The sequence below is a fragment of the Agrobacterium salinitolerans genome, from assembly GCF_002008225.1.
In the GTDB taxonomy this organism is placed as follows: Bacteria; Pseudomonadota; Alphaproteobacteria; order Rhizobiales; family Rhizobiaceae; genus Agrobacterium; species Agrobacterium salinitolerans.
Genome location: NZ_MRDH01000026.1, coordinates 35,678 through 61,127 on the forward strand (window position 1 = coordinate 35,678; position 25,450 = coordinate 61,127).

The 25,450-nt window shown below is 59.1% G+C and carries 22 protein-coding genes; 11 read left to right on the forward strand and 11 right to left on the reverse strand.

Annotation, left to right across the window (positions count from 1 at the left end):
- Window positions 1–5 precede the first annotated feature (5 nt).
- From BS627_RS17850 to BS627_RS17860, 3 genes are all read right to left on the reverse strand, one after another.
- A complete protein-coding gene (locus tag BS627_RS17850; protein WP_077984511.1) occupies window positions 6–1,112 on the reverse strand; it encodes a DUF475 domain-containing protein in 1,107 nt (368 codons plus the stop codon).
- Between the two features lie 292 nt (window positions 1,113–1,404).
- On the reverse strand, window positions 1,405–2,328 hold the full coding sequence (locus tag BS627_RS17855; RefSeq protein WP_170985428.1) for a DMT family transporter: 924 nt from the start codon (window positions 2,326–2,328) through the stop codon (window positions 1,405–1,407).
- 117 nt (window positions 2,329–2,445) lie between these two features.
- Window positions 2,446–3,327: a LysR family transcriptional regulator gene (locus BS627_RS17860; RefSeq protein ID WP_077984612.1), complete on the reverse strand. Its 882-nt coding sequence runs from the start codon at window positions 3,325–3,327 to the stop codon at window positions 2,446–2,448.
- Window positions 3,328–3,433: 106 nt separating this feature from the next.
- Between BS627_RS17860 and BS627_RS17865 the strand changes: the two genes are divergently transcribed.
- Window positions 3,434–4,930 (forward strand): CoA-acylating methylmalonate-semialdehyde dehydrogenase, encoded by a 1,497-nt coding sequence (locus BS627_RS17865; protein ID WP_077984513.1) that lies wholly within the window; start codon window positions 3,434–3,436, stop codon window positions 4,928–4,930.
- Window positions 4,931–5,020: 90 nt separating this feature from the next.
- Here the strand turns inward: BS627_RS17865 and BS627_RS17870 are convergent, their stop codons facing one another.
- Window positions 5,021–6,070 (reverse strand): Fe(3+) ABC transporter substrate-binding protein, encoded by a 1,050-nt coding sequence (locus BS627_RS17870; RefSeq protein WP_245307174.1) that lies wholly within the window; start codon window positions 6,068–6,070, stop codon window positions 5,021–5,023.
- A 173-nt stretch (window positions 6,071–6,243) separates the two neighbouring features.
- Here BS627_RS17870 and rirA point away from each other — a divergent pair, with 173 nt between their 5' ends.
- From rirA to BS627_RS17905, 7 genes are all read left to right on the forward strand, one after another.
- The gene (rirA, locus tag BS627_RS17875; RefSeq protein ID WP_077984514.1) at window positions 6,244–6,714 is read left to right on the forward strand and encodes an iron-responsive transcriptional regulator RirA; all 471 of its coding nucleotides are present in this window, start codon (window positions 6,244–6,246) and stop codon (window positions 6,712–6,714) included.
- Between the two features lie 169 nt (window positions 6,715–6,883).
- Window positions 6,884–7,930, forward strand: coding sequence for an AbrB family transcriptional regulator (locus BS627_RS17880; protein WP_077984515.1), 1,047 nt, complete (start codon window positions 6,884–6,886; stop codon window positions 7,928–7,930).
- A gap of 141 nt (window positions 7,931–8,071) precedes the next feature.
- Complete coding sequence (gene osmF, locus BS627_RS17885) at window positions 8,072–8,983, forward strand: glycine betaine ABC transporter substrate-binding protein OsmF (RefSeq protein WP_077984516.1); 912 nt, start codon at window positions 8,072–8,074, stop codon at window positions 8,981–8,983.
- A gap of 96 nt (window positions 8,984–9,079) precedes the next feature.
- Entirely contained in the window at window positions 9,080–10,246 is a 1,167-nt protein-coding gene (locus BS627_RS17890) for an ABC transporter permease (protein WP_165691300.1), read from the forward strand.
- Window positions 10,243–11,181 (forward strand): ABC transporter ATP-binding protein, encoded by a 939-nt coding sequence (locus tag BS627_RS17895; RefSeq protein WP_077984518.1) that lies wholly within the window; start codon window positions 10,243–10,245, stop codon window positions 11,179–11,181. Before BS627_RS17890 ends, BS627_RS17895 begins: the two co-directional genes overlap by 4 nt.
- Window positions 11,178–11,918, forward strand: a complete 741-nt coding sequence (locus BS627_RS17900; protein WP_077984519.1) for an ABC transporter permease — start codon at window positions 11,178–11,180, stop codon at window positions 11,916–11,918. The genes BS627_RS17895 and BS627_RS17900 overlap by 4 nt, the downstream gene beginning before the upstream one ends.
- A gap of 110 nt (window positions 11,919–12,028) precedes the next feature.
- Window positions 12,029–12,517: a gluconokinase gene (locus tag BS627_RS17905; RefSeq protein WP_165691313.1), complete on the forward strand. Its 489-nt coding sequence runs from the start codon at window positions 12,029–12,031 to the stop codon at window positions 12,515–12,517.
- Here the strand turns inward: BS627_RS17905 and BS627_RS17910 are convergent.
- The 7 genes from BS627_RS17910 to BS627_RS17940 form a co-directional block, all read right to left on the reverse strand.
- On the reverse strand, window positions 12,514–13,815 hold the full coding sequence (locus tag BS627_RS17910; protein WP_165691301.1) for an NAD(P)/FAD-dependent oxidoreductase: 1,302 nt from the start codon (window positions 13,813–13,815) through the stop codon (window positions 12,514–12,516). The two genes, BS627_RS17905 and BS627_RS17910, sit on opposite strands and share 4 nt — an antisense overlap.
- Before the next feature lies 1 nt (window position 13,816).
- Window positions 13,817–15,178, reverse strand: coding sequence for a glutamine synthetase family protein (locus tag BS627_RS17915; protein WP_165691302.1), 1,362 nt, complete (start codon window positions 15,176–15,178; stop codon window positions 13,817–13,819).
- A 172-nt stretch (window positions 15,179–15,350) separates the two neighbouring features.
- On the reverse strand, window positions 15,351–16,598 hold the full coding sequence (locus BS627_RS17920) for an NAD(P)/FAD-dependent oxidoreductase (RefSeq protein WP_077984521.1): 1,248 nt from the start codon (window positions 16,596–16,598) through the stop codon (window positions 15,351–15,353).
- 99 nt (window positions 16,599–16,697) lie between these two features.
- Window positions 16,698–18,338 (reverse strand): ABC transporter ATP-binding protein, encoded by a 1,641-nt coding sequence (locus BS627_RS17925; RefSeq protein WP_077984617.1) that lies wholly within the window; start codon window positions 18,336–18,338, stop codon window positions 16,698–16,700.
- A 5-nt stretch (window positions 18,339–18,343) separates the two neighbouring features.
- A complete protein-coding gene (locus tag BS627_RS17930; protein ID WP_406568461.1) occupies window positions 18,344–19,459 on the reverse strand; it encodes an ABC transporter permease in 1,116 nt (371 codons plus the stop codon).
- A 29-nt stretch (window positions 19,460–19,488) separates the two neighbouring features.
- Window positions 19,489–20,583: a microcin C ABC transporter permease YejB gene (locus BS627_RS17935; RefSeq protein WP_077984523.1), complete on the reverse strand. Its 1,095-nt coding sequence runs from the start codon at window positions 20,581–20,583 to the stop codon at window positions 19,489–19,491.
- Window positions 20,584–20,722: 139 nt separating this feature from the next.
- Entirely contained in the window at window positions 20,723–22,567 is a 1,845-nt protein-coding gene (locus tag BS627_RS17940; protein ID WP_077984524.1) for an extracellular solute-binding protein, read from the reverse strand.
- Between the two features lie 205 nt (window positions 22,568–22,772).
- On the opposite strand from BS627_RS17940, the gene mepA reads away from it, so the two are divergent.
- The 3 genes from mepA (at window position 22,773) to BS627_RS17955 (ending at window position 25,351) form a co-directional block, all read left to right on the forward strand.
- On the forward strand, window positions 22,773–23,822 hold the full coding sequence (mepA, locus tag BS627_RS17945) for a penicillin-insensitive murein endopeptidase (protein ID WP_077984525.1): 1,050 nt from the start codon (window positions 22,773–22,775) through the stop codon (window positions 23,820–23,822).
- A 100-nt stretch (window positions 23,823–23,922) separates the two neighbouring features.
- Window positions 23,923–24,306, forward strand: a complete 384-nt coding sequence (locus BS627_RS17950) for a methylglyoxal synthase (RefSeq protein WP_020812947.1) — start codon at window positions 23,923–23,925, stop codon at window positions 24,304–24,306.
- Between the two features lie 22 nt (window positions 24,307–24,328).
- Window positions 24,329–25,351, forward strand: a complete 1,023-nt coding sequence (locus BS627_RS17955) for a glucokinase (protein WP_077984619.1) — start codon at window positions 24,329–24,331, stop codon at window positions 25,349–25,351.
- Window positions 25,352–25,450 lie beyond the last annotated feature (99 nt).

Genomic DNA, 25,450 nt, shown 5'->3' on the forward strand with positions numbered 1-25,450 from the left:
GCGGATCAGATCTCCGCGCCACGCGCGGCATCGACCGCATCGGCATTCTGTCGCCGGTTATAGCGGATCGACGACCAGAGCGAGATGCCGATCAGGCCCGCGCCGCCAAGGCCCGTGATGACCTCCGGAATATGCACCATGGTCTGCACGTACATGATGACGGACAGGATGAGGATCGCATAAAAGGCGCCGTGCTCCAGATAGCGATATTCGGCCAGGGTTCCCTTCTCGACCAGCATAATGGTCATCGAGCGCACATACATGGCACCGATGCCGAGGCCGATGGCGATAATGAAGAGGTTCTGCGTCAGCGCGAAAGCGCCGATCACGCCGTCGAAGGAGAAGCTGGCATCCAGCACTTCGAGGTAAAGAAACGCACCGAAGCCGCCTTTTGCAGCGCCCTCCAGCATTTCCTGGCTGCGGTCGAGAATACCGCCGACAACTTCCACCAGCAGGAAGGTCAGAAGACCCCAGATCGCCGAATGGAAGAAGGTGTTGGCGGCGACCGGACCAAGTTCAGGATTGTCGCTTGCGCCGATGATGCGGGAAAAGATCAGCATGACGACCAGCACGAAGGCAATCTCGATGCCCTTGACGGAGGAATAGATTGCAGCCTTTTGCTCGATCCAGCGTACCCAGTGCACATCCTTTTCGTGGTCGAAGAAGAAGTTGAGGCCGACCATCATCAGGAAGGTGCCGCCGAAAGCAGCAATCGGCAAATGGGCGTCACGCATGATTTCCGCATAACGTTCCGGCTGTGTGGCCGCCATGACGAGAGCTGTCCAGGGGCCGACATTGGCCGCGACGACCACGATGAGCAGCGGGAAGACGATACGCATGCCGAAAACGGCAATCAGAATACCCCATGTCAGGAAGCGATGCTGCCAGACCGGTGTCATATCCTTCAGCTTGTTGGCGTTAACGATGGCGTTGTCGAAGGAAAGTGAGATTTCCAGCACCGCCAGAACGACACAGATGAAAAAGATCGTCGCCGTGCCGCCCACCGTTCCGGTCATTTCCCAACCGAGATAACCGCCGAGGATCAGGCCGACAATGGTGACGATAAAAGCCCACTTGAAGTAGGTAAGCGTGTTTTTCTGGGCAGCGCTCATGTCCGGTCGCCTCCAATGACGAGGACGTTCACGGACCGACGAGAGGCGTCAGGCCGCACGCAGAAAGCACGCGCGCGAAGCACATTCAGGTTTTTCATAGTTTTTAATCCGCCGGCCAATTTTTGCAGGCGGTACCGACATCGCGAGAGCGCCGTAAAACTCTCGCCAGAGGGGCCCGGCACCTTTGTTTCCTCTGCCCTTGCGAGACAAATCATCGCAGGGCCCCTTCTTACTTCCTGAAGATCACGCCTTCGTCAAGTCCCGTGATTGTGACCACGGCGAACTGGAAAGATCAAACCTGCTCCGCAGCCAGTCCTTCGGCGGTTTCACGGCGTCGCTTGAGTGTATTTTCGCGGAAGAAAATATAAAGTCCGGAAAGAACAATCAGGCCTGCACCGACAACGATACTGGTCTGCGGCACATCGTTGAAGAACAGCCAGCCGAAGATCACCGCCCAGAGCAGCAGCGTATATTGCAGCGGTGCGACGGTTGCAGCATCGGCGAGTTTAAGTGCCCGGTTGACCAGCACATGCGCTGTCATGGCGACGACGCCAAGCAGGCCGAGGAAGGCGAGATCGAAACCGGACTGAACCGGCAGCCATCCCGATGGCGTAAGGACTACCGCGACAATGCCCGCAAGCGCCGCACCGATGATCTGCCAGAAGGCAAGCACGGTATCCGGCGTATTGCGCAGCTGGCGGCCAGACAACATCATGAAAGCGAAAGCGGCGCTGCCGAGGATCGAAAACAATGCTGCGGAGGTGAGGCTTGCCGAACTGGGCTTGAGCGCGATGAGAACGCCGACAAAACCGATGGCGATGGCCGTCCAGCGACGCCAGCCCACTTTTTCTCCGAGCAGAAACGGTGAGAGCGCCGCCACATAAATGGGGGCGGCCAGCCAATAGGTCATGACATCGGCGAGCGGCAGTGCCGCGACCGCGAAATAGAAACAGAAAAGCTCTGCGGTGGAAAAGAAAACGCGCGCAAACTGAAGGCCGGGACGCTCAATTCTGACAAGGCCGGAGAGGCCGGCACGCCAGACGATCGGAACGAGGATAATAAGCGCCGCCGCGCTGCGAATAAGGATCACCTGACCCTGGCTATAGGTGGCGACGAGCCACTTCCCCATGGCGTCGTTCAGTGCGAAAAGCAGCATTCCAAGCAGCATGACGGCCACGCCGAGGCCAGTCGGCGAAAGCTTACGTAGTATAGACATGTCAGTTCCGATCTCTCCCAATGGCTGCATTGGTCGTCCAGCCAGCTATCCTTTGTCAAGCCCCGAACAGCCAGGCCCAAACAATTAATAGTACTAATAATATCGACATGTGGGACGTCAGGTGAATATCCGCCGTTCTTCGGCCACGAGTTCCTGGAGAAAATCGACCACTGTGCGGACGCGGACAAGTTGACGGGCGGATTCGTGATAGGCTGTCCAATAGGACCGGCTGATGGTGAGTTGCGGCATGATGCGCAAAAGCTCGGGATATTGCCCCGCGATGTAATTATGCAGGATACCGATACCCGCACCGGAGCGCACTGCCTCGGTCTGACCGGTGGCGCTCGATATTTCAAAGGCGGCGTCCCAGTCGCGCATGATCTCACCGGTAAAGTTCAGTGAAGGCGAAAAGATCAGGTCCTCTACATAACCGATCCGCCGGTGGCGCTTCAGTGCCTCGACATCATCAGGCGTTCCGTAATCGGCCAGATAATCCGCCGAGGCATAGAGGCCCAGCGAATAATCGGTGAGCTTCGAAAACATCAGCCTGCCCTGCTCCGGCCTTTCGATGGTGATGGCTATATCGGCCTCGCGCTGCGACAGAGAGAAAGAGCGTGGCACCGGCACGAGCTGGATTTTAAGATCGGGATAACGCGCCGTCAGCCGGCCAAGCCGCGGCGCGAGGAAGGAAACGCCGAGACCATCCGGCGCGCCAATGCGCACCGTTCCCGCCACCGCCGTATCGACGCGGCCGAGATTTGCCTGGGCATTCAGCATTTCGGTTTCCATGCGCTCGGCCCCGGCAAGAAGGCGCTGGCCCTCTTCCGTCAACTCGCAGCCATTGGTGCTTCTCAGGAAGAGCTGTGTGCCGATGGCCGCTTCCAACGCGGAAATACGGCGGCTGAGGGTGGCGTGGTTCACACCGAGCTTTCTCGCCGCCGAAAGAAACTGGCCGCTTCGCGCCACGCTTAGAAACAAACGCACATCATCCCAGTTCACGGCACCCTCCTTATGTCTATTTTTGCACAATGGATGCTTATTTCAGGCGATTGATTTGTGCAAATCGAAAGGTAATGCTGCGCCATCACATTCTGGAGGAAAACCCATGAAGGAAATCGGTCATTTCATTAATGGCAAGCATGTGCCCGGCACCAGCGGTCGCACATCGAATGTCTACAACCCGGCCACTGGCGAAGTTCAGGCGACTGTCGCGCTTGCGAGCGATGCCGAGCTTCGCGCCGCTGTTGAGAGCGCAAAAGCGGCACAGCCAAAATGGGCCGCCACCAATCCGCAGCGCCGCGCCCGCGTTTTCTTTAAATTCGTCGAGCTTCTGAACCGCGACATGAATGAGCTGGCGGTGCTGCTTTCCAGCGAGCACGGCAAGACCGTCGAGGATTCCAAGGGCGATATCGTCCGCGGCCTCGAAGTGTGCGAATTCGTCTGCGGCATTCCGCATCTGCAGAAGGGTGAATTCACCGAAGGTGCCGGCCCTGCGATTGACATGTATTCGATCCGCCAGCCGGTCGGCATCGGTGCGGGCATCACCCCGTTCAACTTCCCCGGCATGATCCCGATGTGGATGTTCGCCCCGGCGATCGCCTGCGGCAACGCCTTCATCCTCAAGCCTTCCGAGCGCGACCCGTCCCTGCCAATCCGCCTTGCCGAACTCATGATCGAAGCCGGTCTTCCGGCTGGCATCCTGAACGTCGTCAACGGCGACAAGGGCGCGGTCGACGCCATCCTGACCGATCCCGATATCGGCGCGGTCTCCTTCGTCGGCTCGACGCCGATTGCCCGCTACGTCTACGGCACGGCCGCCATGAACGGCAAGCGTGCGCAGTGCTTCGGCGGTGCGAAGAACCACATGATCATCATGCCGGATGCCGATCTCGACCAGGCGGTAAACGCCTTGATGGGCGCAGGTTACGGTTCCGCCGGCGAGCGTTGCATGGCGGTTTCCGTTGCGGTTCCGGTTGGCGAAGAAACGGCAAATCGCCTCGTTGAAAAGCTCATCCCGCAGATCGAGGCGCTGAAGATCGGTCCCTATACCGATGACAAGGCCGATATGGGTCCGCTCGTCACCAAGGAAGCCCAGACGCGCGTCAAGGGTCTGATCGACAGCGGTGTCGAACAGGGTGCAAAGCTACTGGTCGATGGCCGCGACTTCAAGCTGCAGGGTTATGAAGACGGCTATTTCGTCGGTGGCTGCCTGTTCGACCATGTCACTCCTGACATGGACATCTACAAGACGGAAATCTTCGGACCGGTTCTCTCCGTCGTGCGTGCCAAGAACTACGAAGACGCGCTGGAATTGCCGATGAAGCACGAATATGGCAACGGCGTCGCGATCTACACCCGTGACGGCGATGCCGCCCGCGACTTCGCAAGCCGCATCAATATCGGCATGATCGGCATCAACGTTCCGATCCCCGTTCCGCTCGCCTATCATTCCTTTGGCGGCTGGAAGGCTTCGAGCTTCGGCGACCTCAACCAGCACGGCACGGATTCGATCAAGTTCTGGACCAAGACCAAGACGATCACCTCGCGCTGGCCGTCGGGTATCAAGTCGGGCGCAGAATTCGTCATGCCGACAATGAAGTAACCCGAGAAGCACGTAGACAAACAAAGCCCCGCTGCAAAAACAGCGGGGCTTTTTATTAGATTCGGCAGAACGGTAAGGGTTGCGCCGGGATTAGTTGGTCGGGCCGTCGTTGAAACCCACTTCATCAACCAGTTCGGACGCCTGCTTGCGATGGGCGGCTATGTCCGTCAGCGGCAGCTTGTCCGGATTGATGGGGCCGAAGCCCTTCACAACATCGGATGGCTCCGCACCGGGAAGCACCGGATATTCAAAGACCTGCCTGGCGTAGATTTCCTGCGCCTCCCGCGAGGCCAGGAATTCCATCAGCTTCAGCGCATTGTCTTTGTTGGGGGCGTATTTCGTCAGCGCCATGCCGGAGATATTCACATGCGTGCCGCGATCGCCCGCATTGGGGAAAATCACCCGCACCGATCCGGCCCATTCCTTTTCTTCCGGCTCGCGATCATTGGTCAGCATCAGGCCGACATAATAGGTGTTGCCGAGCGCGATATCGCATTCACCGGAAAAGATCGATTTCGCCTGGCTGCGGTCGGTTCCATCAGGCTTGCGAGCAAGATTGTTCTTCAGGCCGGTCAGCCATGTGCGGGTATAATCGACGCCGTGATGGGCGATCATCGAGGCGATCAGCGCGATATTATAGGAATGCTGGCCGTCGCGAATGCAGATCTTGCCCTTCCATTTCGGATCGGCAAGCTCCTCATAGGTAATCTCCTTCTGGGTCACCCTTTCCTTCGACGCATAGACCACCCGGCCGCGCGTGGTGAGCCCAAACCATTCGCCCTCGGGATCGCGCAGATTGGCGGGGATATCCTTTTCGATGACGGGATCGTTGAGGACCGGCTGGGTAACCTTGCCCTCCTTCGCCTCGACGAGACGGGCGATATCGACCGTCAGCAACACATCCGCAGGTGAATTGACGCCCTCGGCCTGAATGCGTTCCACCAGCCCCTTGTCGAGAAAAAGCACATTCGCCTCTATCCCGGTTTCCTTCGTGAAAGCATCGAGCAGCGGCTGGATCAATTCAGGCTGGCGATAGGAATAGACGTTAACCTCCCCCTCCGCCAAAGCGACGGGCGCGGCGACAAGGATCGTCAACCCTGAAAAAACGGCAGCGGAAAAGTATGATTTCAAGCTTGCCATTATGAACGCCTCCATTACATTCGGATTCTTGACTTGTTTGTTCATGAATCATCCGGACGGTCAACAACGCTGTTCGAGAAATATCGGATGGGTACCAGTTTTTTCAGTTTTTGGAATTGTTCTAAACTGAAAAAGAGACTATATAACTCCACATTGAGAGTTAGGAGACCAGCATGCGCTTGACCAAACAGACCAACTATGCCGTTCGCATGTTGATGTATTGCGCCGCAAATGACGGCCATCTGAGCCGCATTCCCGAGATTGCCAGGGCTTATGGCGTTTCGGAGCTGTTCCTGTTCAAAATCCTGCAGCCGCTCAACAAGGCAGGTCTGGTGGAGACCGTGCGCGGCCGCAACGGCGGCGTGCGTCTTGGCAAACCCGCCGACAAGATCAGCCTGTTCGACGTGGTGAAGGTTACTGAAGACAGCTTCGCCATGGCCGAGTGCTTTGAGGATGGTGCGGTGGAATGTCCGCTTGTAGATAGCTGCGGCCTCAACTCGGCGCTTCGCAAGGCACTTAATGCCTTTTTTGACGTTCTGGCGGAATACTCAATCGATGATCTCGTCAAGGCGCGGCCCCAGATCAACTTCCTCCTGGGCCTGGACACGGAAATGCCGAAGGTCGCTCCCCTTCCGGCTGCCTGATCATCCCATTGTCCCATCGGGAATTGCCATAGCCCGTGCCCTGTAGGCCACGGGCTTTTCTTATGTAAATAAGCAAGAAATGTAATATTTCTGGTCCTGCGTGTTGACGTCATGAACGGAAGCGGCGCATTTGGTCGCGAGCTTTTTCAAGCAAACACTCAGCGTCGCAATGATCATCAAGCCTGAACTCCATACATTCGCGCTCACCGCGCTCGTCGGCAGCATTGGTGCGCTGCTCGCCAGTCTCATCGATATCCCGGCGCCTTTTCTTTCCGGCCCGGCGCTTGCCGTGACGATTACGGGACTGGCCGGTGTAAGGCTTGGTATTCCCGCCTTTATCCGCAACGCCTGTTTCGTCGTCGTCGGCATTTCGATGGGAACGAGCGTGACGCCGTCCGTGATCGACGCCGCAAAGACCTGGCCCCTGAGTTTCGTCGTCGTGCTCGCCGCCGTCGTCATCATGCTCTATGTCGCCTACTGGATTCTGCATTACGGCTTCGGTTACGACCGGACGACAGCGATGCTAGGCGCCTCTCCCGGTCATCTCAGCTATATCATCAGCCTCGGCGCCGAAACGAAAAGCGACCTTGCGACCGTCAGCATCGTGCAAAGCGTGCGGGTGCTGGCGCTGACGCTTTCCGTGCCGCTGATCGTCGAATATTTCGATCTTGTCAGCAGGGAACCGCTTGTGGCCAACCCGCCAATGGGCCTTTTTACGCTGGCGCTGACCATCGGTGCATCGCTTCTGACCGGCTGGCTCTTCCTGCGCTGGAAGTTTCCGGCCGCCCTGCTGCTTGGCGGTGTCGCCATTTCCATAGGCACCCATATTACCGGCCTTACCGAAGGCGGTGTTCCCACCTGGCTCAGCCTGCCCGTCTATGTGCTTATCGGCTGCCTGATCGGCACGCGCTTTTCGAATGTCTCACTGATGGACGTGCGGAAAGGCTTTCTGGCGGGCTTCGTCGTCACCATCGCCGTGATGGTTATCGCTGGCAGCATTGCCTGGATGATTTCCGGTGTGACCGGCGTTCCTCTCAATGCCGTCATGATCGCCTATTCGCCGGGCGGTCTGGAAACCATGGCGGCGATGGCGGTGATGATGCATGCCGATACCGCCTATGTCGGTTCCCATCACGTCATCCGGCTCTTGTTTCTGTCCGTTCTCATGCCGCTCGTCATGGGCAGGGATGCGCGCAAACGTGACGGCGAAACCTGACTATCGGCGTCCAGCCGCAGCCATTGACGCAAAAAAAGCAGATGGCATGCAACCATTTTTCCTTCCGGCTGTTTATGTTGGGCCGCAATTGCGGCGGCGATCTTTCGCCTGTTCGCAGGCTGACCCACCGGAGGAACATTCATGAACCGCTTGATGACGTTGACGGGCGCCGGACTTGCGCTTGCCCTTTCTGTTTCCATCGCGCAGGCGCAGGTGGTCGTGTCGTCTAAGATCGACACGGAAGGCGGTGTTCTCGGAAACATCATCCTCGCCGTCCTCAATCAGAACAAGATCGAAACGACGGATCGCATCCAGCTCGGCGCGACGCCGGTTGTGCGAAAAGCGATCACAGCCGGCGAGATCGACATTTATCCGGAATATACCGGCAACGCCGCCTTCTTTTTCTCCAAGGCGGACGATCCGCTCTGGAAAGATGCAGCCAAGGCCTATGAAGAAGCAAAAACACTCGACTTCAATGCCAACAAGATCGTCTGGCTGACACCATCTCCGGCCAACAACACCTGGGCTATTGCGCTGCGCAAGGATGTCGCCGACAAGAACAATCTCAAGACGCTTTCCGACTTCGGCAAATATGTTGCCGATGGTGGCGAGGTGGTCCTTGCCGCTTCTTCAGAATTCGTCAATTCCGCCGCTGCGCTGCCTGCATTTCAGACCACCTATGGCTTCACCATGAAGCCTGACCAGTTGATCACACTTTCCGGCGGCGACACTGCGGCCACGATCGCCGCCGCCGCCAACCAGACGAACAACGCCAATGCTGCCATGGTCTATGGCACGGATGGCGGCATCGCGCCTTCAGGTCTCGTGGTGCTGGAGGATGACAAACATGTGCAGCCGGTCTATCAGCCAGCGCCGATCATTCGCGAAGAGGCTTTGAAAAAGCACCCGAATATCGAAGAGTTGCTGAAACCCGTGTTCGAAAAACTCGATCTGGCAACCCTGCAGGACCTGAATGCGCGCGTGCAGGTGGGGGGTGAACAGGCCAAGACCGTAGCCATCGACTTCCTGACAAAGAACGGCTTCGTCAAGTAACCGCTCGCGACGCCGGAGCGGGTTGCGGGAGCCGGTACGTTCCCATGATCCGGTCCGAATCCAGAGTAGGCGAGACAAAAGGCAGGGGAGCAGGATTTGACGAAGTGGCCTGACAAAGTGGGCGTGGTGATTTCGTCCCTGCTTCTTTATGCGCTTTTTGCGTCGCCTTTCATGACATTGCGTGCCAACCGGATCGTTCAGGGCGAGACACGCACGGTCTTCGAAGCGCTTCCGGGTTCAGCTGCAACTCTTCTCGTCACCATCGTTCTTGTTTCAGTCTTCATCGCCTTTTTCCGCTTTCCCACGCGATTGAAACTCGCAGTCGCGCTGGTCGGTCTTGCGGCACTGGCGGTTTTCATCGGGCAGGCGGCATCTTTTCTCACGCCAGAGGGTAACAGTTTTGCCCGCGTTTCACCCGCAAGCGGCTTCTGGTTGATGTTTGCCGGTCTGGCTCTGCTTGCTACGGATTGTATTGCGCGTCTTGAGCCGAAGCCCGCTGCCCGGATTTTGTTGCTGCTGGCGGCCATCGCCGCACTCGCGGCCGTGCTGACAAGCGGCCTCTGGAACGACCTCTCCATCATCAAGGAATATACCGGCCGGGCCGATACGTTCTGGACCGAGGCTTTGCGGCACGTGGAACTTGCCATAGGCTCGCTGATCGCGGCGACCGTAGTGGGTATTCCCCTGGGGATACTCTGTTACAGGGTCGAGTGGTTGCGCGCGGGTGTACTGAATGGCCTCAATATCGTCCAGACCATCCCTTCCATCGCCCTTTTCGGCCTTTTGATCGCCCCGCTGGGGTGGATCGCAGCCACTGTGCCGGGCGCCGCGAAAATCGGCATCGCCGGCATCGGCATGGCGCCCGCTTTCGTGGCGTTGTTTCTCTATTCGCTGCTGCCGGTCGTTTCCAACACTGTGGTCGGTCTTTCCGGCGTTTCGCAGGCGGTCCGGGAAGCGGCGCGCGGGCTTGGCATGACGCCGGTGCAACGGCTGCTGCGGGTGGAATTTCCGCTGGCCATGCCGGTCATCCTCACCGGCATCCGCATCGTACTGGTGCAGAATATCGGCCTGGCGACGATAGCCGCCCTGATCGGCGGCGGCGGTTTTGGCGTTTTCGTATTTCAGGGCATCGGGCAGACAGCGATGGACCTCGTGCTGCTCGGCACCGTACCGACCGTCCTTCTTGGCTTTGCCGCAGCAATAACACTCGACGCCCTCATCGACAGCAATCTCTTCAGCGCAGGCGGAAGGCAAAAGGCATGATCGAGATCGACACCATCACGAAGCGATATGGCGATGCAGCCGTCGTTGATCAGGTATCGTTGACTGTCGCGCCGCGCACCGTCACCGTCATCGTCGGCACCTCCGGCTCGGGAAAAACCACCCTGCTGCGCATGATAAACCGGCTGGTGGAGCCCACCTCCGGCACGATCCGTATCGACGGTGAGGATGTCAGCGCCATACCCGGCTTCAAGCTGCGCCGCCAGATCGGCTACGCCATTCAGGGCCATGGCCTTTTTCCACACCGGACGGTGGCCGAAAATATTGCGACTGTTCCGCAGTTGATCGGCTGGGATCGCAAGCGGATCGATGCGAAGATCGACGCGCTGATGCAGCTCTTCCAGCTCGATCCCGCGCTTTATGCCAACCGTTTCCCGCATGAACTGTCAGGCGGTCAGCAGCAGCGTGTCGGCGTGGCGCGTGCGCTGGCCGCCGAACCGAACATTCTCCTGATGGACGAACCCTTCGGCGCGCTGGACCCGGTGATCCGCGCCAAGGCCCAGAACGATCTTCTCGACATCCAGAAAAAGCTCGGCGTGACCGTCGTTCTCGTCACACACGATATGGACGAGGCTTTTCATTTGGCGGATCGTATCGCCGTGATGGACAAAGGCCGTATCGTCCAAGACTGCCCGCCGGCCGAATTGGTGCTGAAACCGGCGACGGATTTCGTGCGCACCATGATCGGCGAAAACGAACGGGCGCTGAAACTGCTATCCGTTCTCTCCGTTGCCGATGTCGTGGAGCCGGGAAATGCTAAGGGCGAACCGCTCACCGAACATACAAGCCAGCGCGACGCCCTGTCGGCGATGTTATGGGCGGGTTGCGATGCCTTGCCGGTCGTCGGGGACGATGGGCAACCCGCCGGCCGGGTGCGGCGTGATGTTCTCCTCCAGCGCGCCGCCGGAGCCCTATGAAAAACGCATTATCCTTCTTTGCTCTCGGGCTACTGCTACTGGCGCTGATCATCTTTCTGGCAGCGCCGCAGGTCTTCGTACCGGTGTTCCGCCCTCTCGTGCAGGCCAATGCACCCGCAATCTACACGCAGGCCAATCTGCTTTCCCTCACTCTGTCGCATCTAACTATCGTGGCGATTGCCACGGGCTTGGCCACGCTCACGGCGGGGGCCCTTGCGGTTCTCGTCACCCGGCCTTTCGGGGCGGATTTCCTGCCGCTGTCGCGCAGCATCGTTAATATCGGCCAAACCTTTCCGCCCGTGGCGGTGCTGGCGCTGGCCGTGCCGATGATCGGTTTTGGCGAAAAACCGACGCTCATTGCCCTGTTTCTCTACGCGCTTTTGCCGGTATTCGAAAATTCGCTGACGGGTCTTACGACCCTGCCCGCCACGGTGATGGACGCCGCGAGAGGAAGCGGCATGACCGGCTGGCAACGCCTTGTCAAAGTGGAGTTGCCGCTTGCCCTTCCAGCCATTCTCGCCGGCATCCGGCTTTCGGCGGTCATCAGCCTTTCGACCGCGACCATCGGCTCGACAGTCGCGGCGCGCACCCTCGGCGAAGTGATCATTGCTGGCCTGCAATCCAACAATCTGGCCTTCATTCTTCAGGGCGGGCTGATCGTTGCGGCGCTGGCGATCCTGATTCACGCGGCCTTTTCCGCCATGGAAAAGACTGCGGCGCGCAAAACCGGGCACTGACACAGTGCAAGCCCCCGCATTTTTATATTCCCGATGCCTGCCGCACATGATAGGGGCTGACGGTCGAAACAGAAACATTCGAGGTGCGGGTGACACAGGCAATTGTCGTGATGGGAGTGAGCGGCTCCGGCAAGTCCACAGTCGCGGAAGCAGTGGCGGAGAAACTGGGCATTGCCTTCATAGAGGGCGACAAGCTGCACCCGAAATCCAATGTCGAAAAAATGTCCGAAGGTATTCCGCTGACGGACGAAGACCGTTGGCCCTGGCTCGATCTGATCGGCGCGGAACTGCGCAAGGGCAGCGAAAGCAACGGTGTCGTCGTTTCCTGCTCGGCGCTCAAGAAAATCTATCGCGACCGCCTTCGCAAGGCCACTGGCGGCCCGCTGGCTTTCGTCTATCTGGATGGCAGCCTGGAGCTTCTCAGCCGGCGCATGGGCGAACGCAAGGGCCATTTCATGCCGCTTTCGCTGCTGCAGACCCAGCTTGCCACACTGGAAGTGCCGACCGGCGAACCGGGCGTCGTGACCGTCAGCATCGATGCCACACCGGAGGATATTGCGAATAACGCACTTTCCGGTTTGAAGACGGTGACGTTCTAAAATCCGAGCCTGTCGCGCAGGCCGTACCACCATGCGCCAAGCACGGTCAGCGGCACCCGGAAGGTCTTGCCGCCGGGGAACGGATAATTCGGCAGCGAACTCCAGATATCGAAACGTTCGGCGTGGCCGGCAACGGCCTCGCCCAGTATCTTGCCAAGCAGATGGGTTGTCGTAACACCATGGCCGCTGTCGCCATGCGAAAAATAGATATTGTCGGACAGCCTGCCCATATGCGGGATGCGCGTGAGCGTCAGCGCAAAATTGCCGCTCCAGGCAAAGTCGATCTTCGTCTTTTCCAGTTGCGGAAAGGTCTTCAGCATATTCGGCCGGATCACACCCGTCAGATCGGCAGGATCGCTGCCGCCATAGCCGATGCCGCCGCCATAGAGCAGGCGATTGTCGGAGGTGCGGCGGTAATAATCGAGAATGTAATTGGCATCCTCGACGCAATAATTGGCGGGCAGAAGGGCCTCGATCAGATCGGCATCGAGCGGCTCCGTTGCCATGACCTGGCTTGAGACCGGCATCATGCGGTCGCCGATTTCCGGCAAGAGTTTGCCGAGATAGGCGTTGCCGCAGACGAGGACATATTTCGCCTTCACGCTGCCCGTTGCCGTGCGCACGATGGGATTGACGCCCTGCTCCACCGCGATGACACGCGAATTTTCGAATATGCGGGCTCCAAGGCTTTCGGCAGCCGCCGCCTCGCCCTGCACCAGATTGAGCGGGTGGATATGGCCACCGAAGCGGTCGATCATGCCGCCAGCATAACGGTCGGTCTTCACATAGTGGCCGACATCCGCCCTGGAGACCATTTCGAGACCGCCATGACCGTGTTTTTCCCAATGGGCTTTGTGAGCTTCCATCTCGCGGATTTGTTTCGGTGTGAAGGCGGCAAAGAAACCGCCATCGACGAGATCGCAATCGATGGCGTAGTTGGCGATGCGGTTGCGGATGATCGCGCCGCCTTCAAGCGACATTTCGCCGAGTTTCACCGCCTTGTCATGCCCATAGCGACCGGCAATGGTTTCGAGATCACGGCTATAGCCGTTGACGATCTGACCGCCATTGCGCCCCGAAGCGCCGAAGCCGACGCGGACACCTTCCAGGACGATGACAGAATAGCCGCGTTCACTGAGTTCGAGCGCGGCGGAAATGCCGGTGAAGCCGCCACCGATGATGCAGACATCGGCGTCCAGCGCGCCTTCGAGTGTCGGCCGCACGGTTTTGACATTGGCGGAGGCCGCATACCATGACGATGTGTGGCCGGGATTGGGAATATTCGTTACCTCAGCCATTTCACACCGTCCTGATATAGGCGTCATATTCGACGTCGGTTACACGCAGGGAAAATTCGGAAAGCTCCTGCTGTTTGCAGGCGGAAAACAGCGTGCGGTACTTCTGGCCGAGCGTCGCATAGGCAAAGCTCGAGCGCGTGAAGCGCTGCAACGCGTAGTCCCAGTTGGTGGGCAGCGGCTCGTGATTGATCGCGTGGCTGTCGCCGGCAATCGCGCCGCCCGGCTGGCGCTTCTCCTTCATGCCTGCCAATGCGGCGCTCAGGATCATCGCGACAACGAGATAGGGGTTGGTATCAGCGCCCGCGACCCGATGTTCGATACGCGTCGCCGTCTTGCTGGCAACGATGACACGCACCGCCGCCGAGCGGTTGTCGATGCCCCAGGAGGCGTAGGTCGGCGCATGTTCGCTGGGGGTCAGGCGGCGGTAGGAATTGGCATGGGGGGCGAAGATCGCCATGCTTTCACCCATGTTTTCCAAGAGGCCGCCGACTGAATGCATCAAAGCATCCGACGGGCCGTTCTCCCCGGCGTATATGTTCCTGCCGTCCCTGTCGAGAACGGAAAAATGCACGTGCATGCCGTTGCCGGCCTGCAACCCGTAAGGCTTGGCCATGAAGGTGGCGTCGAGGTCATGCCGCCGCGCCACGCCCTTGACGATGCGTTTCAGGAAGACGGCGAAATCGGCCGCCTGCAATGCATCCGGCACATGGTTGAGGTTGATCTCATATTGCCCGGGGCCGTTTTCCCGCAGCGTCGTATCGGCAAGGACGCCCTGTGCGCGGCAGGCCGTGGCAATATCATGGAAAACATCCTCGAAATCCTGTAATTCGGAAATCGACAGAACCTGTGTCTGGCCCGTGTGCCATCGGCCCTCGCGGCTGCGCGGCGGGCGGACAGGATCGAGCGCGGAGCGGACAGGATCGATCAGGTAAAATTCAAGTTCGGTCGCCACGACCGGCGTGAGGCCCGCCTTTTTATAGGCGCTTAGAACCTGCGCCAGAACATGGCGCGGATCGCCATAAAAGCCGGTCCCATCCGGATTTTTCATTGCCAGCAGAACCTGTGCCGTTGGGCGGCCAAGCCATGTCACCCGCGACAGCGTGCCTGGAACGGGGAAACAAAAACCGTCTGGATCGCCCGTGCCTTCCGCAAGACCTGCAGCATGCACATCTCGACCCCAGATATCCAGCGCATAGACCGACCGGGGAATGGCCATTCCTTTCTCAAGAACGTCAATTGCCCGTTCGCGCGGAATCCACTTGCCGCGCGGCACGCCGTTCGCATCTATGACGAAAGCTTCGAGAATTTCGATATCGGGATTATCGGCGAAAAATTTCTTTGCGTTTTCAATATCATCCATCATGCACCAGCAAGCCGTTTCCATCTCGTTTCATGCGCAGCGAGTTGCGCTAACGAAAGTCGTCCTGCTGCTGATAGATGAGAAACCTCGCCACCATGATGACGTTTCGCCCCTTTTCCCTTTGCACGCGACCATGTTACGTGGCCTGTCCCCGGAAGGCCAGCGGATTTAGCTATCAGGGATTGAACCTTTCCGGGCGATAGGCGTCGATGGCGATAACCGACGTTTCGCCAAGCATGGTTTCCGCCAGCACACGGCCGGTGATCGGCCCAAGTGTGAGGCCATGGTGGGCGTGCCCGAAAGCAAACCACAATGTTTTATGGCGCGGCGCCTTGCCGATGATCGGCATCATATCCGGCGTACAGGGCCGCGCTCCCATCCACGGCTCCGCATCCAGCCGGCCGCCGAGAGGAAAGACGGTACGCGCCACCCGCTCCGCCCGCTCGATCTGCACGGGAGATTTCGGCGCATCGCGTTCGGCGAATTCCGCGCCCGTCGTCAGGCGGATACCCTTGCGCATCGGCGCGAGGAAATAACCGCGCTCGGCGTCGATCAGCCAGTTATTGAGCTTCGCGCCCTCCTGTGGCGCATAATGCATGTGGTAACCGCGTTTCACACCGAGTGGAAAGCGGTAACCCAGCCGTTCCGTAACGGTATCCGCCCAGGGGCCTAGCGCCACCACGGCATGTTCGGCCTCGACCGCGCCGGTTTCGGTGCGCACCGTCCAACCGCTCACCGTCTGGCTGAGGGTGGAGGCATCACCACGGACGAAACTTCCGCCAAGGCTCTCGAACAGCCGAACATAAGCGAGCGTCAGCGCATGCGGATCACGCACCGACCAGGGATCGTTCCATTTCAGGCCGCCGACGAAATCATGGCTGAGATGCGGTTCGGCTGCGGCAAGCTCCTCAGCGTCGAGTTTCGTATGGGAAATACCGTGGTCGCGCGCCAGACGCTCGGCGAAAGCAAAATCTGCATCCCGCCTTACGGCGGTCCTGTAGGCCTCCATCCAGCCGTTCTTGACGATCAGATCACCGGCTTTCGCTTCCTCGATCAGGATGTTGTGTTCCGAAACCGAATGCTCGATCAGCGGCGCATAGGCGCGGGCAATTGCCGCGTGGCGCGAGGCTGCGGAATTATACCAGTAGCGGCCGAGAAACGGCACGATCTTCGGCAGGGCGGAGAGGTGATAGCGAGCATCGATGCTGTTGTTCAGGGAATAGCGCAGCAGAAGGGCGAGATCCTGCGGGAAGGCATAAGGTACGACACCTTCTCTCTGGATCAGCCCGGCATTGCCGAAGGAGGTCTCCTCACCCGGCCCGCGCCGGTCGACCAGCACCACCGACTTACCCCTGCGGGCCAGTTGCAGGGCAATGGAGACCCCGATGATCCCCGCACCCAAAACGATCACATCCGCTGCCATGGCAATCAATCCGTTTCCGCGTCACTGCCCCTCAACATGGGTCGGCATTTTCCGCGAAGCAACAGAAAAATCATCGTCTTAATGGAAAGGTGACGCGTCTTACTGGTTGACCGCTTTCGTTTTCACCGCCTCAATGTTGAAGGCGGCAGCCAGCAGCGCCTTGGTGTAGTCCTGCTGCGGATTGGCGAAAATCTCCGCCGCCGGGCCGCTCTCCACCACCTTGCCGTGGCGCATGACGATCAGGTCGTTGGCGAGCGCCTTCACCACCTTCAGGTCGTGGCTGATGAAAAGGTAGGCGAGTTCGTGCTTCGCCTGCAGATCGCGCAGCAGATCGACCACCTGCGCCTGCACGCTCATGTCGAGCGCGGAGGTCGGCTCGTCCAGCATGACGAAACGCGGTTTCAGCACCATGGCGCGGGCAATGGCGATACGCTGGCGCTGGCCGCCGGAAAATTCATGCGGATACCGCCAGCGGGTGGCCGGATCGAGACCGACCTCTTCCAGCGCTGTGGCGACACGCTTATCGCGCTCATCGGCAGACAGAGACCGTTCATGCACCTTCAAGCCCTCGGCGACGATCTCGCCGACAGACATGCGCGGGCTGAGAGACCCATAAGGATCCTGAAACACCACCTGCAACCGGTTTCTGAGCGGTTTCATCATTTCATAGGAATAGTGGTCGATCGACTGGCCGATGAAGCTGATACGACCCTCAGATGCGATCAACCGCGAGAGCGCCAGCCCGAGCGTCGTCTTGCCGGAGCCGGATTCGCCCACAACGCCCACAGTCTGGCCGGCGCGAAGGGTGATATCTATGCCGTCCACCGCCTTCACATGATCCACCACCCGGCGCATCAGCCCCGCCTTGATGGGGAACCAGACCTTGATACCGTCACCCTGCATGACCACCGGTTTGGTTGCGTCAGAATGGGGAGGCTCGCCCTTTGGCTCTGCCGCCAGAAGATGGCGCGTATAGGCGTGTTGCGGATCGGTAAACACCTGCTCCACCGTACCGGTCTCGACGATCTTGCCCTTGGTCATGACGCAGACGCGATCGGCAAATTTGCGGACGATGCCGAGATCGTGGGTGATGAACAGCATGGACATGCCGTGCTGCGTTTTCAGATCGCCGAGCAGCTCGAGAATCTGCGCCTGAACCGTCACGTCGAGCGCCGTCGTCGGTTCATCGGCGATCAGCAGTTTCGGCCGGTTGGCAAGCGCCATGGCAATCATCACGCGCTGCCGCTGGCCGCCGGACAATTCGTGCGGATAGGCCTTCAGGCGCTTTTCCGGCTCGCGGATACCCACCTGCAGCAGCAGTTCCAGCGTGCGCGCCCGCGCGTCCGCTCCGGCAATCGCCTGATGCAGCTCCAGAATCTCGCCGATCTGCCGCTCGATGGTGTGGAGCGGATTGAGCGAGGTCATCGGCTCCTGAAAAATCATGGTGACGTCGTTGCCGCGCACGGCGCGCAGCGCGCGCTCCGGCAAAGTCAGCATATCCTTGCCGTCGAACAGGATTTTTCCCGAAGGATGGCTCGCTGCCGGATAGGGCAGCAATTTGAGAATGGAATTTGCCGTGACCGATTTGCCGGAACCGGACTCGCCGACGAGGGCGACGACCTCGCCCGGCATCAGATCGAAAGAGACATGATCGACGGCGATGCTCGTCGCGCCGCCCTGATGGAAGGCGACGGAGAGATCACGGACGGAGAGAAGCGGCTGGATATTTGTTTCCGTCATGGCGATCACCGGAACGTCTTGCGTGGATCGAAAGCGTCGCGCACCGCTTCACCCACGAAGATCAACAGCGAGAGCATGATGGACATGGTGAAAAACGCAGTGAGGCCGAGCCAGGGGGCCTGAAGGTTGTTCTTGCCTTGCGCGATCATCTCGCCCAGCGACGGCGACCCCGGCGGCATACCGAAGCCGAGGAAGTCGAGCGAGGTGAGCGTCGTGATCGACCCTGAGAGAATGAATGGCAGGAATGTCAGCGTCGCTACCATGGCGTTGGGCAGAAGATGGCGGAACATGATCGTCCAGTTGCCGACCCCAAGCGCGCGGGCGGCGCGGACATATTCGAAGTTTCTGGCGCGCAGGAATTCCGCGCGCACGATGCCGACGAAGCCGACCCATGAGAAGAGCAGCATGATGCCGAGCAGCACGAAGAAGCCCGGCGGCAGAATGGCTGCGATAATCAGCAGGATGTAGAGCACCGGCATGGACGACCAGATTTCAATGAAACGCTGCAAAAGCAGGTCCGTCCAGCCGCCGAAATAGCCTTGAATAGCGCCGGCGGTGACGCCGACAATGGCGGAAGCGATGGTCAGCGTCAGACCGAACAGCACGGAAATGCGGAACCCGTAGATCATTCGCGCGGTGACGTCGCGCGCCTGATTGTCGGTTCCGAGCCAGTTGAGATTGCCAAGCGTGCAGCCGGGATCGGCATCGCCCTGCGGGTAAGCCGAGCAGCGATCCTTTTTATCCATCAGCCAGAAGGGCGCAGTCGGCGCCGAATGGGGAATATTGGAATTGACCGTCTGATAGGAATAGCGAATCGGCGGCCAGATCATCCAGCCATTGGCGTTGATCTCATCCTGAATGAAGGAGGATTTGTAATCGGTCTGAGCCAGGAACCCGCCGAATTTTTCTTCCGGATAATCGACCATGACCGGCACCAGCAACTCGCCCTTGTAGGAAGCGAGAATGGGTTTGTCATTGGCGATGAATTCCGCAATGAGGCTCAGAAAAAACAGGACCAGGAACAGCCAGAAGGACCAGTAACCGCGCCGGTTTGCCTTGAAATTCTGCCAGCGGCGCTTGGTCGTGGGCGAAAACCACGGGCGCTTCGGCTTTGCCGGCATTTCCGTTTCAGCGGTATGGACAAGCGTCATCACACGTCCCTCCGCTCGAAATCGATGCGCGGATCGATCCATGTATAGATCAGGTCGGAAATGAGGCCGACGACGAGGCCCATCAGCGAGAAGATGAAGAGCGTGCCGAAGACGATCGGGTAATCGCGATTGACGACCGAGAGATAACCGAGGCGACCGAGACCGTCGAGCGAGAAGATATTCTCGATCAGCAGCGATCCGGTGAAGAAGGCCGAGATGAAGGCGCCCGGAAAACCGGCGATCACGATCAGCATCGCATTGCGGAAGACATGCCCATAAAGAACCCTGCGTTCGGTGAGGCCCTTGGCGCGAGCGGTGATGACATATTGCTTCTTGATCTCGTCGATGAAGGAGTTCTTGGTCAGCAACGTCGTTGTCGCGAAGGCCGAGAGCGACAGCGCGATCAGCGGCAGGGTCAGGTGCCAGAAATAGTCGATGATCTTCTGCCACCAGTTCAGTTCAGCAAAATTATCGGACACAAGGCCGCGCAGCGGGAACCAGTCGAAGAAGGACCCGCCGGCGAAGAGGACGATGAGCAGGATGCCGAAGAGGAAGCTTGGCACGGCATAACCGACGATGACAACGCCTGACGTCCAGACGTCGAAGGTCGAGCCGTCGGATACGGCCTTCTTGATGCCGAGCGGAATGGATATCATGTAAGAAATGATCAGAATCCAGAAGCCGAGCGAGGCCGAGACCGGCAGCTTGTCAATGATGAGATCGATCACCGAGGAATTGCGGAAGAAGCTGTCGCCGAAATCGAAGCGGATATAATTCCACATCATTTCGAGGAAACGGGTGAGCGGCGGCTTGTCGAAGCCGAACTGTTTTTCGAGCTTGGCGATCAGTTCCGGATCGAGACCCTGCGCACCACGGTATTTCGAACCGCTGTCATCGAAACCGCCGGACTGGCCCATAAGATCGCCGCCGCCCGATAGCCGGTCGGAGGCGCTGTCACCCTGCCCCGTCAATTGCGCGACGACCTGCTCCACCGGCCCGCCCGGCGCGAACTGGATGACGAGAAACGAAATGCCCATGATGCCGATGATGGTCGGGATCATCAGCGCCAGACGTCTGAGGATATAGGCGCCCATCAGCCTCTGCTCCCGGCCGATACGTCAGCGGTTTTCGTTTCTTTCAAAACCTGTCCCTTCCTGAAAGCGCTGCCTGCGCTTTGAGCGATTCGTCTCGCCCTATGTGAATCAAGCCTTCGCCATGAAAGCAAGGCCGGCGTCAGTTTCCGGCCTGGCTGGACCACCATGCCTCGGGAAAACCGACGCCATATTGGGGTAGGTTTTCCGGACGGACGAGCGTGTTCCAATAAGCGATGAACATCTCGCCGCGGTAAAATTGCGGGATGACGTAACTGTTTGCCAGAAGCACCCGGTCGAGCGCGCGTGCGGCGGCCACCTGTTCATCCCGGTTGGGCGCAAATATGACCTTCCTGACCAACGCATCGACTGCCGGGTTCTTGATGCCGGCGAGGTTGTTCGAACCCTGCCGGTCGGCTGCCGCCGAACCCCAGAAATCCGCCTGCTCGTTTCCGGGATTGGCGGATGTCGCCCAGAGCTTGACAGTTACGTCGAAATCGAAGCTGCGGGTACGGTTGGTATATTGCGAGGCGTCGACCGTGCGGATCGTCGCATTGATACCGATTTTCTTCAGATTCTGGACATAGGGAAGAATGGTTCTTTCCATGCCGGAGGAATCGATCAGAAACTCCATATCGAGCGGCTGTCCGGTTTTCGCATTGACCATGCGGTTGCCGCGCAGCTCGTAGCCGGCTTCCTTCATCAGCTTGACCGCCTCGCGCAGATTGTCGCGCTGCTTGGCCGGATCACCCGCGACCGGATTGCGATATTCGGTTGTGAAAACCTCCGGCGGAACCTGATCCTTCAGTTCCTGAAGAATTTCCAGCTCGCGACCGGTCGGCAGGCCGGAAGAGGCCAGTTCACTGCCCATGAAGAAGCTGTTGATGCGCTGGAACTGGCCGTAAGCCAGCGTCCGGTTCAACTCCTCGAAATCGAAAGCATAATTGAGCGCCTTGCGCAGTTTCGGGTTCTGGAACTTCTCCCTGCGCATGTTCGGCACGAAGGCCTGCATGATACCGACGGAGCGATAGATGTTCGGCAGCTCTTCCTTCTTGACGCGGCCTTCGTTGACGGCCGGAAAATCATAACCCGTAACCCATCGGCTGGAGGAGGCTTCCTGACGGAAATCGACGGTGCCGGACTTGAAGGCCTGGAATTCCACATCCTGATCGGCAAAGAAGGTGTAGGCGATGGTTTTGAAATTGTTCATCCCCACATTCACATTGACGTCCTTGCCCCAGTAGTCGTCGCGGCGTTCATAAGCGATTGTCGAACCGGGAGAGACTGAGGCAATCTTGTAGGGGCCGGAACCCATCACCGGTTCCAGCGTGCCGCGCGATATGTCGCGCGGCTTGCCATCCGCGCCGACGGCTTCCCACCAGTGCTTGGGAACGATCAGCAATTGCCCGACGATCTGCGGCAATTCGCGATTGTTCTTCTCGTCGAAAGTGAAGGTAATGTCCCTTTCGCCGCTCACCTCCGCCTTGGTGACATGGGTGTAATAGGTCGCTAGCTGTGGGCTCAAATCCTTGGCTTTTTCGAAGCTGAAGACGACATCCGCCGGCGTCACCGGCTTGCCATCGGCCCATTTGGCCTCTGCACGCAGCCGGAAGGTGGCTTTCGAAATATCGTCTGGATAGCTTACTCCCTCGGCCAGAAGCCCGTAGGAGGCCGACAGCTCCTCTTCGGTCGACTTCATCAATGTATCGAAAACCAGCGAAAGGCCGGTCGCCGCCTCGCCCTTGGCGAGCAGCGGATTGAGGGTATCGAAGGTGCCCGCCGTCGACAGGCGAAGGGTGCCGCCTTTCGGCGCCTTGGTATTCACATAGTCGAAATGATCGAAGCCATCGGGATGTTTCAGTTCCCCGACCGTCGAAATCCCCTTCCGCCATACATCGGTCGATTGTGCGGAGGCCGCCGCCGGTATCAGCAGGGCGGATGCCGCAAGAGCAATGAGGAGACGGGATTTCAGTGGTGCCAATATCATTGGGGGAATGTCCCTGTTTTCGCGTTTGTTGAAGAGAGCATAAAACAAAGATTGGCAAAAAACAGATGTACTGGCTCACAAGCTCTTTATCGGCGCCTTTATCCTTCCGCTTTGCAAGATGCAGGGCGAAACATGGTTTCAACAAAATCCCATTCCAGTTTATCTTGAGGGGAAGAGAATCATCTGATCGGACGGGCAAGACTTTATGACGGCGGGATCATCGAGAGTTTTCAAGGCGGCCTTGCTGGCGATTTCGGTCGTCTCCGCGTTGCAGTTGCAGATGGAAACTGCAGCGGCCGAGGACAGGCCGGCGAAAGAGGTGTTCGGGCATATGGCTCTGCCTTCCGCCACGGGCTCGCAGCCGATCGGCTCCTATGCCAAGGGCTGCCAGTCCGGCGCCATCGCCATGCCGACGGATGGTCCCGGCTGGCAGGCCATGCGCCTTTCCCGCAACCGGCGCTGGGGCCAGCCGCAGATGATTTCGTTCCTCGAGCAATTTTCGCAGGACGCCCAGAAGATCGGCTGGCCGGGCCTGCTGCTGGGCGATATTTCCCAGCCGCGCGGCGGGCCGATGCTGACCGGCCATGCGTCGCACCAGATCGGCCTCGATGTCGACATCTGGTGGCGGCCGATGCCGACCCCGCGGCTGAGCGTGGAGCAGCGCGAAACGGTGCCTTTCATCTCCATGCTGGACAAGAGCAAGTTCCTGACGGTCGATGACCGCAAGTGGTCACCCCTCAATGCCCGGCTGGTGATGATGGCGGCAAGCTATCCGCAGGTGGAGCGTGTCTTCGTCAACCCGGCCATCAAGCAGAAACTCTGCCAGACATGGACCGGCGACCGCACCTTCATGGGCAAGATCAGGCCGATCTACGGCCATGACGAGCATTTCCATATCCGTCTCGAATGCCCGCCCGGCGCGCCAAACTGCAAGCCGCAGGCGGCCGTGGGCAAAGGCGACGGCTGCGACAAGTCGCTTGCCTGGTGGTTCAGCAAGGAACCATGGGCGCCGCCGAAAAAGGACCCCAACGCCAAGCCGGTGAAACCGCGCCCGGTCATGGTTTCCGATCTGCCCTCGGCCTGCGCCGCCGTGGCTGCCGCTCCTTCCGCCAACCCCGAAGGCATTGCGGCTCAGGCCTATTCGCCTGCTCCAGCAACGCGCCAGCAAAGCGTGGAACAGGTCATTCAGGCAGCCCCCGCCCTACAGCCGCCTTCGGATATTCCGCTTCCTACCCAGCGCCCGACATTGAACTGAAACAGAAATGAGGCATTCAACAGCTTCCCTTTTCAAATGGCGGCAAGCTGTTATAGAAGGCTTCAAATCGATTTAATTCTTGATTGAACGGGCTGGGACCATGGAAGAACAACGCTGTATCGCGCTCATCGCTCACGACGAGAAAAAAGACGATATGGCGGATTTCGCCCGTCATCACCAGAAAGCGCTTGCCGGTTTCAGGATCGTCGCCACCGGCACCACCGGCGGAAGGGTACAGGAAGCGTGTCCGGGTCTTGAAGTCATCCGCCTCAAGAGCGGTCCGCTTGGCGGCGACCAGCAGATCGGCGCGATGATCGCCACAGGCGAGGTGGATATGCTGATCTTCTTCACCGACCCGCTGACGGCCATGCCGCATGATGTTGACGTGAAGGCGCTGACGCGGCTTGCTACGGTTTACGATATTCCCATGGCGCTCAACCGCGCTACCGCAGAAAATCTCATCGACTTCCACGTCGCCAACTGAACCTCCCAACATGGAACAGGCAATGCCGAAGACGTCCGATACCGAATATCTGTCCTTTCCAATCCTTCTTGGCGACATCGGCGGCACCAATGCCCGCTTTTCCATCCTGATCGATTCCTTTGCCGAACCGGTGCACCTCACCACGGTAAAGACGGCGGAATATCCTGCTATCGACGACGCCATCCAGCAGGCGGTTCTGGACAAGACCTCGCTTCAGCCGGTCTCGACGATTCTCGCGATTGCCGGCCCCATCGAAGGTGACGAGATTCCCCTCACCAACTGCCATTGGGTCGTCAAGCCGAAGGACATGCTCGCCAATCTCGGCCTGAAGGATGTCATCGTCATCAATGATTTCGAGGCGCAGGCTCTGGCGATCGCGGCCCTTGACGACGATAACCGCGACGCCATCGGCTCCGGCAAGAAAGACGTTTTGGCGTCGAGGGTCGTTCTTGGACCGGGAACGGGGCTCGGCGTTGCCGGGCTGGTCTATGCCCGCCACATGTGGTTCCCGGTGCCTGGCGAAGGCGGGCATATCGATATCGGCCCGAGAAGCGCGCGCGACTATGCGGTTTTCCCCCATATCGAAACCATCGAGGGCCGCGTCGCCGGCGAACAGATCCTGTGCGGACGCGGGTTGGTCAATCTTTATCGGGCCATCTGCAAAGCCGATGGCATCGAGCCTGTCTTTGCCGATCCGGCCGACATCACCTCGCAGGGGCTTTCGGGCCAGAACGCGCAGGCAAAAGAAACGCTGTCGCTGTTCAGCACCTATCTCGGCCGCGTGGCGGGCGACCTTGCGCTTATCTTCATGGCAAAGGGCGGTGTTTATCTGGCCGGCGGCATTTCGCAGAAGATCATTCCGGCACTGAAGAGCCCGGAATTCCGGGCGGCGTTCGAGGACAAGGCGCCGCACAGCGCGCTGATGCGGACCATTTCGACATTCGTCGTCACCCATCCGCAGGCGGCGCTTTCCGGGCTTGCCACCTATGCCAGAACACCTGCGGATTTCGGTCTGGCGCTGGACGGGCGGCGCTGGAGAGCCTGACGGGTTTTGAAGGACCCCGTTTCATATGTGATGCTTGCGAAGCGGACGAGCGGTCTTTAACGTCGCCGTTGCAAACATCGATCGTCCGATACCGGCGGG

Bases quoted from the DNA above. Each gene is read 5' to 3' on its own strand.
- BS627_RS17865 (WP_077984513.1), top strand. From the start codon at position 3,434: ATGAAGGAAATCGGTCATTTCATTAATGGCAAGCATGTGCCCGGCACC.
- BS627_RS17880 (WP_077984515.1), top strand. From the start codon at position 6,884: ATGATCATCAAGCCTGAACTCCATACATTCGCGCTCACCGCGCTCGTC.
- osmF (WP_077984516.1), top strand. From the start codon at position 8,072: ATGAACCGCTTGATGACGTTGACGGGCGCCGGACTTGCGCTTGCCCTT.
- mepA (WP_077984525.1), top strand. From the start codon at position 22,773: ATGACGGCGGGATCATCGAGAGTTTTCAAGGCGGCCTTGCTGGCGATT.
- BS627_RS17925 (WP_077984617.1), bottom strand. From the start codon at position 18,338: ATGACGGAAACAAATATCCAGCCGCTTCTCTCCGTCCGTGATCTCTCC.
- BS627_RS17870 (WP_245307174.1), bottom strand. From the start codon at position 6,070: ATGGCAAGCTTGAAATCATACTTTTCCGCTGCCGTTTTTTCAGGGTTG.
- BS627_RS17910 (WP_165691301.1), bottom strand. From the start codon at position 13,815: ATGGCTGAGGTAACGAATATTCCCAATCCCGGCCACACATCGTCATGG.
- BS627_RS17920 (WP_077984521.1), bottom strand. From the start codon at position 16,598: ATGGCAGCGGATGTGATCGTTTTGGGTGCGGGGATCATCGGGGTCTCC.
- BS627_RS17915 (WP_165691302.1), bottom strand. From the start codon at position 15,178: ATGATGGATGATATTGAAAACGCAAAGAAATTTTTCGCCGATAATCCC.
- BS627_RS17850 (WP_077984511.1), bottom strand. From the start codon at position 1,112: ATGAGCGCTGCCCAGAAAAACACGCTTACCTACTTCAAGTGGGCTTTT.
- BS627_RS17900 (WP_077984519.1), top strand. From the start codon at position 11,178: ATGAAAAACGCATTATCCTTCTTTGCTCTCGGGCTACTGCTACTGGCG.
- BS627_RS17930 (WP_406568461.1), bottom strand. From the start codon at position 19,459: ATGCCGGCAAAGCCGAAGCGCCCGTGGTTTTCGCCCACGACCAAGCGC.
- BS627_RS17940 (WP_077984524.1), bottom strand. From the start codon at position 22,567: ATGATATTGGCACCACTGAAATCCCGTCTCCTCATTGCTCTTGCGGCA.
- BS627_RS17855 (WP_170985428.1), bottom strand. From the start codon at position 2,328: ATGTCTATACTACGTAAGCTTTCGCCGACTGGCCTCGGCGTGGCCGTC.
- BS627_RS17935 (WP_077984523.1), bottom strand. From the start codon at position 20,583: ATGGGCGCCTATATCCTCAGACGTCTGGCGCTGATGATCCCGACCATC.
- BS627_RS17905 (WP_165691313.1), top strand. From the start codon at position 12,029: ATGGGAGTGAGCGGCTCCGGCAAGTCCACAGTCGCGGAAGCAGTGGCG.
- BS627_RS17895 (WP_077984518.1), top strand. From the start codon at position 10,243: ATGATCGAGATCGACACCATCACGAAGCGATATGGCGATGCAGCCGTC.
- BS627_RS17950 (WP_020812947.1), top strand. From the start codon at position 23,923: ATGGAAGAACAACGCTGTATCGCGCTCATCGCTCACGACGAGAAAAAA.
- rirA (WP_077984514.1), top strand. From the start codon at position 6,244: ATGCGCTTGACCAAACAGACCAACTATGCCGTTCGCATGTTGATGTAT.
- BS627_RS17955 (WP_077984619.1), top strand. From the start codon at position 24,329: ATGCCGAAGACGTCCGATACCGAATATCTGTCCTTTCCAATCCTTCTT.